The sequence below is a fragment of the Sphingobacterium sp. UBA5639 genome (genome assembly GCF_002421245.1).
Lineage (GTDB): Bacteria > Bacteroidota > Bacteroidia > Sphingobacteriales > Sphingobacteriaceae > Sphingobacterium > Sphingobacterium multivorum.
Genome location: NZ_DIJR01000005.1, coordinates 107,822 through 118,560 on the forward strand (window position 1 = coordinate 107,822; position 10,739 = coordinate 118,560).

The following is a 10,739-nucleotide window of genomic DNA, read 5'->3' on the forward strand; positions in this document are numbered from 1 at the left end:
TTTACTCCTTCATATTCTGGTAAATATTTTCTTCCGACTAGAGAAAGCTTAGATTAAAGCGTCCCTTGTCGCAGCTGCTTACCTCATTATGAAATTGGAAAAAGTCTTCATAAGTACTGGCAGGATAACTGCCTTCAAAAAGTTCCAGTTTTCTGTAGGTGAACAGTTTATTGTCTTTTATTTCTGACCTAAATTCATATTTTCCAAATGGTTTCTCAATAATTTTCTTCTCAGAAGTTATGTTTTTGAGCAAGTTTTCTGGGAGGGCAATGCTAATGCTATCGATATCGGCGTAGCCTCTTTCAATGAAAATATCTTCCGTTCTATTTCTACTTTCGGCAATGCTGGAGTGTGTATTGAATAGATTAGGCTGGATCAAAAGTTTATTACCATTTTTCACCGCATAGTTTTTAATAAAAATATTCAGGTTCTCCTCGATAAATGGATTTTCCTCCTTATGTTCAATATAGTTTACCTGATTAAAATTGATATTGTCTATATTATAGTATTCCGTGAGGAGCTTATTCTTATCATTATTGCTGGCTAAAAGCACGTCCATATGGTTCTCATATTGGGCTCCGTAGAATTTGGTGTTTAAGGTACCCTGGATGCTTCCGTCTTCCGAAAGTTTTAGGTCGGCATAGCGCAATTGAAGGTTGGTGGAGTTAATGTATTTCGGTGTATGCATGATAACTCCGCCATTTTCGGTACAGGCAACGACATCTCTATCGTCGGTAAAGTCGCTAAGAAAACCAAATGGAAGGTTTTGGCTCGTGCATTCCAGCCAGGTCGTATCATTTTTGAATGGAATACATAGAATGACGTGATTACCGTCCTGGGCATTTGCAAAGGTTTTGTGGAAACTTTCTTTGCGTCTGCCTGCTTCGACAATACAGTAATAGGAAGGGATATTGACGGCCGACAACATGCTTCGCATGTAATTGGCCAGTGCTTTACAATCACCATAACCTAAGCGGTCAACCTCAGAAGCGGGAAAGGGCTCCAAGCCCCCGATACCGATTTGGATACTGATGTAACGTGTGTTTTTTTGTAAGTAATTGTATAGAATCTTTGCTTTGTCCTTATCTGAGCTTGCGTCTTTTGTTAATGCAATAAATTTTTGTTTAGACGCTTCCGTCAAATCGTCTTTTTTGTTCAATAGGCTGTTGGATACCCATTGGCCAAATTCTTTCCAGTCCCCGAAATTTCCTGTCTTACCATAATAAATAAAATTTTTGGGAACGATGAGTACGTTTGTTCTTTTCAGGCTAGGGTTGGGGCTATAAGATTCCTCTTTTTTTGCCGCGATCTGTTCAGCATTCCATGTTTTACTTTCCGTTTTGTCATTTTTCTCTTCTTTGATACTTCCTTTATAATTCGTTGTTTCAATTCGACATTCTGTGCCTATTGGTGCAATAAATTGAAAGCTGCTTTTTTCTACAGATACATTATTGGACACTTCAGGAGTCCAAGATGGAATGATCAAGTTTTGTTTACTCCTAACCTCGTATTGGTATTCGACGGTATAGGGATAGCTATGGTAGTCAGGTACAAATAGTTTTACCCGGGAATCGGCAAACATCGTACTATTGTCCACAGCGCTAATATCTTTGAAATCTTTCGTTGCAATTTTCTTTTGCAATATTCCCATTTCATTATAGATAGCCCCTTTAAGACTCTTGATCTCGGTAGATTTATTATAATATACTGGGAGCGTGGCATACCGGTCTCCATTTTTATTATACACTGTTATGGCACAGGTTATGGTGGTGATGACTTGTTCGGGAGATTTTATTTCTACCACCGTTTTATCATTGCGCACCGTAGCGACAGCCCTGCTCTTTAATGTACTTGGAATATTGGCGACGTCGTAGTTATCTTGCCCAATTGCGAGGATCGGAAGCAGGAAGTATAGTAAGTTGATGAATACGATTTTCATTTTTTACCGATTAATTTTATGTCTAGCTTTTGTTGTTGAATAATACGTGAATATAATTCTTTGAGCGAAAAATACTCATCGACTGAAAAGATGGGTTTGTTGAACGCGAGGCTCTGTAGTATTTCAAGTTGATTGCCATTGACCTGCGTTACATATCTATATTTTGCAGTTGACTCCGGGAGTGCTAACGATGCATTCTGAGGCTTCTCAGCAATTTCATAATGATCAGGAATGGTTAATTTAACGGAGTACAATGTTTTGGATTTAAAACCCATATCAACCGGATAAGTTCTTTCCTGTGCTTTAAAGGGGTTGTAGGAAATCCTGTCAATAATATTTGGAGCCAATACGAGTATGTCTTGTTCCATTTGTTTGGAGACATCTAGGATAACATCAAATTCTTCTATCAATAGTTGATCGATATCCTCCAGGTTTTGAATACTTGATTTTGTTAACGTGATATTGGGCATTTCTTCGTCTAGTTTTTCCCAGTATTCCTCCAAAGAGTTGAATTTGGCAATATGTTGCCGCTTTAGGAGTGCTTTGTTACCGCTACTGCTTATGGTCAGTTTTCCCTTGATTTTAAATTGGTCATTCAAAGCCCCTTCCAAGATATAGTTTACATCGGAAGATTCTTGAGCCGTAAGTGGAAACCAATCGGAACTTTTTTTGGAGTAGATGATTCTTCCCCGTTCATTTAAGCATTGTAAAGGCAGCTGTCCAAAAGGTAAATATAAATTGGAGGCATCGAGTTTATACTTTACACCGTCTATATCCACGCAAGCGATGACGTAATCAAAGTCCGATAATACCGGGAATAGGCCATTGGGTGTACCGTTTCGGCGTGTTGATAAAATAATAGGATAGGCTTCCAGATCTGCCGCCAATAAAGCAGTTACCAGTGCTAAATTGATGTCGCCAATATTCCCGGTTCGTTTTTCCAGTGCTTTTTCAATACCAGTTTCAGCATATTTACCTAAATAATTATTCCATTTTATTTGTTTGTTGATATAGTTATATATCTTTTTTGCTTTTTCTAATTTGGTGTCAGTGGGCGATAGAATTGTTGCTAAATTGGCTTTGAATAAGTCTGTTTTTTTTAATTGACCTCCAAAAGTCTTTTCATTCATGAGGTCTGTATCGACGTCCTTCCAGGTTTTGCTAAATGTCTTCTTACTGCCTGTGCTCGGATAAAAGATCGATTCAAGCTCATAATAGATCGCAGATTTGAAATTGGTTGGCGAAGTCATGTAATCCTCTTCCATAAATGCCGGAATGTTCTTCATGGTATAGGTCAATTTTGAACAATCCATTCGCAACCCATCCAGGAAAATAAATTCTTTCAGTGCTTCGGCTTTTTGATCGGTAAGCTTGTAGGGGCCGCGTAAAACTACATTGTAGGCGAAGGAAGCGGGAATAATTGCGATATATTGGCTTTGAATTTTGGGGATATCATCTTGGAATTCCCATGTCTTGAAATTAAATAAATCCTGCTCCAGCGTCCGATAAGACACTTCAATAATAGATCCTTCTTTAATATTCGGAAGGGTGAACTTATTAAGATCCAGATAGGCTGAGTAATTTTCCTTGAAAACTTTTTTATTTTCAAGCTCTGTTTTCTCGATCCTACCATTTTCTAAATTATACGTAACAGCCTTTAGTTCGTCAAAATAGTCACGGACGTAACTCCCGCGTTTATACGAAGGAATTTCAAAATTAGCTTTTTTAAACCCTTCTTTGTTATTGATCCGGATAATTACATGGTATTCATGTTGAAGTTTTACGCGATTATCATAATCATCAACAAAGACAGAGCTCCGTCCAAACTCATTGAGCACGATTGCATTGGCATTGCTATCCAGATCTGTTCGTGAAAAATCTGAAATAGAAACTTTACCAAAGTCAAAAGTCTGGGCTATACTATTTGTATAAATAGAAAATATTAAAAATAGCGTTAAAAACTGGCGCATAACTATAGGTGTAATAATTCACGAATATAAGTTTTTAGCCAAAATTAAACGATACTTCCGGATAATTATTTATCTAGTTGCAAAAGATTATTAATGATTTCGGTGATGTTATCGACCTCTTCACCATCTTCCAGCATAGAGAATGCAAGATAGGTGGCGTAGATTTCAGGACTGAATTTTACGTGCTTATCAGCGATAAACCGGTCGATCTGTTCTTCATTGCATTCAAAATGAATACTTTGTAATTCATTGAAAAGATTGGTTGAGATGGTCTGATGATTTTCACCACAGGCAAATCCTGCAATAATATGGAATAGAAACTTATCGGTTATTTCGTCATCTTCCTTTTTAAACATAGCACGAATATGCTTATAATCGAATTTAGTTTTTGCGCTATTCACAATAGTGTCCCAAATCTGATACTCTGCTTTAGTTTCCATAGCTCGCTTTAAATTTATATTGGTATAAGCAATATAGCAAAAATAATTTGATTTTTGGCAAGGATAATGAAACTTAGTGGTCTATTCAAATAACCGCAATTAGCGGTCTATCTGTAGGCATAAAATTCAGCAGATCCTCAGGTAAAGGAGGGGATATCGATTATGATGAAGAGCTTATGCCTGCAATAAGGTGTAAACTATTTCCCCTAAAAAGCAGCCTAATATCACACCAAATAGAATTGACAAAATCACCTTTAACCAGACTGGGCTTGTTTCTAAAATCAGTTTCATGGAGCAAAATTGCTTTAAAAATATACTTTAATAAAGACTTTTCTCTTTTTTAAGGCTAGCTGTGGCGATACGATGACATGAATTTTGGCCTTTATGGTATGATAATTGAAAATTAATAGTTGGATTCGATTTTTTTAGTAATTTAAGTCGGAAATTGAAATTGTTGAAATAGCCTGATTTATAATTATGATAACACGAATAGTATTGACAATTGTTCTATTCACTTTAACAAAAGTTGGGCTTGGCCAGCAGGTGAATATGGAGAAAATTCGAAAAGAATATGCGGAGGCCGTGAAGGACGAGGATCTGTGTGAACATAATTTGGAGGCATTGACCGAAGGGGCCAAATCGCCGACAGAGAAAGCCTATCTAGCCGCCTATCAAATACTGTTAGCGAAACATATCGGCAATCCATTTAAGAAAGTTGGGCAATTCAAAGAGGGGAAAAAGCATTTGGAAGAAGTGATTAAGGAAAATCCAAATCATATTGAAGCACGGTTTATACGTTGGAGCGTACAGGTGCATGCGCCTTCTTTTTTGGGCTACAACAATAATATCCTTGAGGATAAAAATTTCCTGGTTAAAAACCTTTATAAATTACCCAATGAAGAGGCTAAATCCATTATTTATAATTATCTCAAAGGCGCCAATCCTTATCTTAAAGGTGGGCAAGTATTTAGCGCTACAGAGTTGAAGGAGCTAGCCCAATAGGACGTTAAAGGTTGTTAATTTGACAAGACTGTGGGGTATTTTGGCTAGAATATTGCGTATCTTGCTATATGAATTAGTTCAACATCTACAAAAAGAGTATATCATGAAGAATTTAGTTTTTCCAATGACTGTATTAACGGCCAGTTTGTTTGTTGTCGGATGTGGTGTCAGCAAAAAGCAATATGCTGGTTTACAGTCCGACTATAGTAAATTGCAAACGGAGCACAGTCAATTGACCAAGCAATATCAGGATGGACAACTTCAATTAGCTGAAGGCCGGACGCGGATCAAGAGCTTAGAAGATCAGTTGGCTTCTGAACGTCAAAATAATGCGGACCTCCGATCTGCTTATGCTGCTTTGCAGAAATCGCTCGATAACAGTATTAATCAGAATTCACAGGGAAATATTAATATTTCTAAGCTGGTTGATGAAATTAACGCTTCAAATAAATACATTAAGCATCTCGTTGAGACGAAAAACAAATCCGATTCCTTGAATCTGGTATTGACCAATAATTTGACAAGATCACTTAGCCGTGAGGAACTGCAGGAAGTTGATGTACAGGTATTAAAAGGGGTCGTTTATATCTCACTTGCTGATAACATGCTTTACAAATCCGGTAGCTATGAAATTAATGATAGGGCCGATCAGACGTTAAGCAAAATTGCGAAAATTATCCAGGATTATAGAGATTATGAAGTTTTGATTGAAGGTAATACCGATACGGATCCAATTTCTAAACCTAATATTCGGAATAACTGGGATCTAAGTACCCTGAGAGCCTCTTCTGTGGTACAGGCTTTACAAAATAAATATGGTGTGGATCCGAAGCGCTTAACTGCGGGTGGTAGAGGAGAATATAATCCAATTGCAGATAATACGACCGCGCTAGGTAAGCAACGGAATAGAAGAACGCAGATTATCATCACACCTAAATTGGATCAATTTATGGAGTTGATTGATAAGGCTCCGGAAGCTACCGAGTTACCATCGGGACAATAGATTTTAATTGGGTAAATAAAAAAATCCTTTCCATTTTGGAAAGGATTTTTTTATTATCCAAAGAATTTAGTTGGGTCAAAACCGTGCTCTTTCAACACATCATCTGGTACACCATTCCAGACTCCAGGTTTATTTCCGGCATAGCCAATATCTTTTACACCCATTTCACTGGTGTAAAATCCTGAAGAAGTCAGGTTGCGCATCAATGAAAAGAAGGCGGCACCTTGTTTCATTTCCGGTCTTGCCAAATCAGGGTAGGCGATATCATCCACCAATGCAAGTTGATCTTTTGCGCTACATTTGATAAATACTGTTCCGTAACGCTTTTTGGACTGTAGGTCGAGCCAACGAAGTCCGCCGCGCATCGGGATTTTATTATCAGGCAAATCTTTTACGATAAATTCGATAAAATCGGGGACTCCCGCTTCCGAAGCGCTTCCTGAAATGTTATCCTTAGGAATAATAATGTCAGCCAAAACAGTGATTGTCGCCATTTCATGTTCGTCGAAAAACTTTTCGGCGTATAATTGTTCCGTGCGTTCGTATTCAAAATCCTGGACTCCAGGTAATTTTTTGCTATTGTCTGCTGCTGCATTTTTAGCATCTTTTGAATTGCAGGCTGCGGTTAAAAGACCAGATCCAGCTGCAATTAATCCTAATGCTCTTAAAGATTCTCTTCTATTCATGCTTTTAACCGTTTAATTTTTTCTTTTCTTGAAGTATATATTCTGCTGTTCGCATCGATAAAGCGAGTATTGTCCAGGTCAGGTTTTTGTCACCTTGTTGAACAAATGGTCCCGCATCGACGACATAGAGATTTTTACAATCGTGGGCTTGTCCCCATTTGTTCAATACGGAGGTTTTAGGGTCATTTCCCATTCTTGTGGTACCGCCTTCATGAATAATTTTTCCGGGAGCTTCTAGGCCGTACAATGTATCTGCTCCGGGTATTTTAGAAGTGATGACAGCGCCCATTTCGTGCATAATAGACTGAAATGTCTCTTGCATGTGCTTGGCTTGCGCGATTTCTTCATTGGCCCATTTGTAGTTGAAACGTAGTACAGGAATTCCGAATTTGTCGACTTTATCGGGGTCAATTTCACAATAATTGTCTTTTCTTGCCAATGCCGTTCCGCGTCCTGCCATGCCGACATTTGCACCATAATAGCTGCGGAAATCTTCTTTTAATGCAGTACCATAACCGCCTTTGGCCTTTGACTTTCCAGCTGAATTTTTTGCATGGTCATTTACTTTCGGTACCCAATTCAAAAATCCATAAGATGGCATATGTAAACCACCGCCGTATTCGATGTGGTAACCTCTAGGGAAGTTCAATTTGGCATTATCTTCCCACCATGGTGAATAAATATGGACACTTCCAACGCCATCTTCATTATAACGCTTCCGGTCGAGTAGCTGTGGTAAAAAGCCCGATAAGCTGGCTCCCGTAGAATCGTGGAGATATTTTCCGACTAAACCGCTGCTATTACCAACACCACCAGGATGTGATTTTGATTTGGAGTTTAACATGATCCGCGCACTTTCACAGGCACTAGCACCCAAAATAACGGTTTTCCCCTTAACGGTATATTCCTGCAAATCCTTGGTGTTAACATAAGAAACACCAACTGCAATTCCTTCATCATTTGTAATGACTTCTCTTACCATTGCATTGTCTATCACCTTCAGGTTACCCGTTTTCATCGCTGGAATAACCAGACAAGATGAAGAGGAAAAGTCTCCATAAACTTTACATGCACGACCACATTGCCCACAGTAGAAACAGGTACCTCGATCTTTAATATCTTTTGATACTTCGGTTAATACCGCCCCTCTTCCGGGAATCACTGGAACTCCAGCTTTTTTTGCACCTTTTGCAATATATAGTTCGTTTAAGCGTGGCTTAGGTGGTTTCATAAAAATACCATCGGGTTCGTTATGAATACCTTCTGCCGTGCCATATATTCCGATCATTCGATCTACACGGTCATAAAATGGCTTAACCTCTTCATAAGTAATAGGCCATTCATCCGTTACTCCATCCTTTGGCTTGAAATCGTCAGGTCCCATACGCAATGAAATTCGACCCCAGTGGTTGGTTCTGCCGCCCAGCATGCGTGCTCTAAACCATTCAAATTCAGTTCCCGCTACTTTGCTGTAGGGTTCGCCTTCGATTTGCCAACCACCAAAGGCTGCGTCAAAATCCCCGAATGGTCTTGTGGTACCCGCACCTCTTCTTGGGGATTCCCAAGGCCAGCGTAGTTGTAACGAATCTTTTGCTGGGTCATAAAAAGGACCTGCTTCCAGCATCAATACTTTAAGCCCCGCATGTGCAAGTATATAACCTGCCATACCACCACCTGCGCCGGAACCAACTACGATGGCGTCAAATAATTCGGGATTTTCTTTAATTTGATAATCTGACATAATTAAATGAAGTAATTAATTGAGAGGCCTGTGCGATACATTTGCCTGAAGGCTTACTATGTAAATGTGGAGGTTCAATTAATTTAATGGTTATTGTTTCATGTTTAAAATCATCGTGAATATATCGATAAAAATTTGTTTTTTTTAATTTAATTTATCGATTTAGCAGATTTTAAATAAAGAATATGGGATTGTTACAAAAAATACCCTGTTTTATTAAAATTTTATGGCGAGCGATACTTAAATATTCCGTGTATTTCGTTGCAGCGAAATACACGGCGTTATCTTTTAGAGGTTTTTTAATTTGATGACTTTGTTTATATGGATTTCTTGTAGAAACACTTCATCGTGTGAAATGACGAGTAGGGTACCTTTATAAAGCTGAATCGCTCTGGTTAGCATCAGTATATTTTGAAGATCTAAATTGTTTGTAGGCTCATCAAGGATAATCAAATCGGGAGACTGTTGCTGGATGGTGAGACAGCATACTATCAGACGCATTTTTTCACCGCCACTCAATAGTTGGCAGGGCTTGTCCCAATCGTCTTTTCCAAATAAGAACCGATTGAGTCTAATTTTGATTTCATGTTCAGGTAGCGCGGCGGTATTGAATTGCTGCGCTTGCTCATAAATACTTAAATGTGGAGATAAGATGGAATACGTCTGATCTAAATAGATTGCGCGAAATGATTGCCGCTCAATTTTTCCTTGTTCAGGCATTAGTTGGTTGAGAAGGAGTTTAACTAATGTTGTTTTCCCAGATCCGTTCGGGCCTTGGAGTGCGATACGATCCCCACTGAATAATTGAACGTTTATATTATCTTTCCAAAGCTGTTTTGCGCCATAGCTGAAATTGATGTTTTCGGCCTTGATCATACTTTTTCCTGTTGGAAAATTACTGTTTCCCAAATCTATTTTAATTTCATCCAATGCGGATTGTGAACCACGAAGTTCTTGTAGATCCGATCTGATATCTCCAATTTTGTCCTGGTGTACATTTTTAATTTTGGCGGTACTCTTTTCAGCATTATTACGTAGCGTATTCATCATTATGCGAGCTACACCTGCCTTCTCCTGCTTTTTTTGACCACGGTTGTTTAGTCTGTTTTGGCGCTCGATTGTTTCTCTTTCTTTCTCTTTTGCGATTTTGATCGCTCTTTCCTTGTGGTGGATATCGTGTTGCAACGCATGGCGTTCGATCTCCTTTTGAGCCTCGTAAAAGGTATAATTACCCCCATATCGCTTGATGCCATTTGGGGCCATTTCAGCCATGTCATCCAGTAAATTAAGCAGGGTTCTATCGTGGCTGACAACGACTATAGTGTTTTTGCTTGATTGAATCCAATCGTATAGTTGTGTTCTGCTGTCCATATCCAAATGGTTGCTCGGTTCATCAAGAAGAATAAGCTCGGATCGATGAATCTGGATTCCGGACAATAAAACTTTCGTTTTTTGTCCACCACTAAGGGAAGACATTTGCTGAGCCAATTGTATGTTGGGCAGATCCCATTGTTTGAAAGCCTCTTGGCAACGTTCTTCCAAAGCCCAGTCATCTTGAAGTCTATTGAAATTTTCCTCAGACGCATCACCGGCCAATATGGCATAAAGAGCATTCAATTTTTTATCGATTCTAAGTGCTTCAGCCACCGTCTTATGCTCGAATTGTCCAACAACCTGAGGGACATAATAGGTGCTAGCGCTATTATGTATGCTCCCACTGGTCGGCGATAATTCTTTGGCAATCAGTTGTAGTGCCGTTGATTTTCCAACGCCGTTATGACCGATCAGTGCGATTTTCTCTTGCGCGTTTATGTGCAGATTTATGTTCTCAAACAATAAATCTTTATTTGGATGTATATAGGAAAGTTGTTGTAATGAAAGCATGTTGAAATTCTTTAAATGTTAGAAAAGACCATTTGGACAGGTATCGTCAATGGATGGTATTTATTTCGTTCTAA

General features: G+C 38.8%; 8 protein-coding genes. 2 read left to right on the forward strand and 6 right to left on the reverse strand.

Annotated elements, in window-relative coordinates:
* Window positions 1-37: 37 nt before the first annotated feature.
* The 3 genes from B4Z90_RS04395 to B4Z90_RS04405 all read right to left on the reverse strand — a co-directional run bounded on the left by B4Z90_RS04395 (window position 38) and on the right by B4Z90_RS04405 (window position 4,349).
* The gene (locus B4Z90_RS04395; RefSeq protein WP_286801458.1) at window positions 38-1,939 is read right to left on the reverse strand and encodes a DUF3857 domain-containing protein; all 1,902 of its coding nucleotides are present in this window, start codon (window positions 1,937-1,939) and stop codon (window positions 38-40) included.
* The gene (locus B4Z90_RS04400; RefSeq protein ID WP_070569241.1) at window positions 1,936-3,909 is read right to left on the reverse strand and encodes a transglutaminase domain-containing protein; all 1,974 of its coding nucleotides are present in this window, start codon (window positions 3,907-3,909) and stop codon (window positions 1,936-1,938) included. Before B4Z90_RS04400 ends, B4Z90_RS04395 begins: the two co-directional genes overlap by 4 nt.
* 65 nt (window positions 3,910-3,974) lie before the next feature.
* Complete coding sequence (locus B4Z90_RS04405) at window positions 3,975-4,349, reverse strand: hypothetical protein (RefSeq protein ID WP_070569242.1); 375 nt, start codon at window positions 4,347-4,349, stop codon at window positions 3,975-3,977.
* Window positions 4,350-4,826: 477 nt separating this feature from the next.
* On the opposite strand from B4Z90_RS04405, the gene B4Z90_RS04410 reads away from it, so the two are divergent.
* Both B4Z90_RS04410 and B4Z90_RS04415 read left to right on the forward strand, forming a co-directional pair.
* Window positions 4,827-5,351, forward strand: coding sequence for a hypothetical protein (locus B4Z90_RS04410; RefSeq protein WP_083296085.1), 525 nt, complete (start codon window positions 4,827-4,829; stop codon window positions 5,349-5,351).
* 103 nt (window positions 5,352-5,454) lie between these two features.
* Window positions 5,455-6,354 (forward strand): OmpA/MotB family protein, encoded by a 900-nt coding sequence (locus B4Z90_RS04415; RefSeq protein ID WP_070569245.1) that lies wholly within the window; start codon window positions 5,455-5,457, stop codon window positions 6,352-6,354.
* Between the two features lie 53 nt (window positions 6,355-6,407).
* On the opposite strand, the gene B4Z90_RS04420 is transcribed toward B4Z90_RS04415, so the two are convergent.
* The 3 genes from B4Z90_RS04420 to B4Z90_RS04430 all read right to left on the reverse strand — a co-directional run bounded on the left by B4Z90_RS04420 (window position 6,408) and on the right by B4Z90_RS04430 (window position 10,665).
* Window positions 6,408-7,040 (reverse strand): gluconate 2-dehydrogenase subunit 3 family protein, encoded by a 633-nt coding sequence (locus tag B4Z90_RS04420; protein ID WP_112374395.1) that lies wholly within the window; start codon window positions 7,038-7,040, stop codon window positions 6,408-6,410.
* 4 nt (window positions 7,041-7,044) lie between these two features.
* Complete coding sequence (locus B4Z90_RS04425) at window positions 7,045-8,781, reverse strand: GMC family oxidoreductase (RefSeq protein WP_070569252.1); 1,737 nt, start codon at window positions 8,779-8,781, stop codon at window positions 7,045-7,047.
* A 288-nt stretch (window positions 8,782-9,069) separates the two neighbouring features.
* Complete coding sequence (locus B4Z90_RS04430) at window positions 9,070-10,665, reverse strand: ABC-F family ATP-binding cassette domain-containing protein (protein WP_070569254.1); 1,596 nt, start codon at window positions 10,663-10,665, stop codon at window positions 9,070-9,072.
* Window positions 10,666-10,739: the final 74 nt, after the last annotated feature.

Coding starts and splice junctions, on each gene's coding strand:
- B4Z90_RS04395 (WP_286801458.1), bottom strand. CDS start 1,939: ATGAAAATCGTATTCATCAACTTACTATACTTCCTGCTTCCGATCCTC.
- B4Z90_RS04400 (WP_070569241.1), bottom strand. CDS start 3,909: ATGCGCCAGTTTTTAACGCTATTTTTAATATTTTCTATTTATACAAAT.
- B4Z90_RS04415 (WP_070569245.1), top strand. CDS start 5,455: ATGAAGAATTTAGTTTTTCCAATGACTGTATTAACGGCCAGTTTGTTT.
- B4Z90_RS04420 (WP_112374395.1), bottom strand. CDS start 7,040: ATGAATAGAAGAGAATCTTTAAGAGCATTAGGATTAATTGCAGCTGGA.
- B4Z90_RS04410 (WP_083296085.1), top strand. CDS start 4,827: ATGATAACACGAATAGTATTGACAATTGTTCTATTCACTTTAACAAAA.
- B4Z90_RS04425 (WP_070569252.1), bottom strand. CDS start 8,781: ATGTCAGATTATCAAATTAAAGAAAATCCCGAATTATTTGACGCCATC.
- B4Z90_RS04430 (WP_070569254.1), bottom strand. CDS start 10,665: ATGCTTTCATTACAACAACTTTCCTATATACATCCAAATAAAGATTTA.
- B4Z90_RS04405 (WP_070569242.1), bottom strand. CDS start 4,349: ATGGAAACTAAAGCAGAGTATCAGATTTGGGACACTATTGTGAATAGC.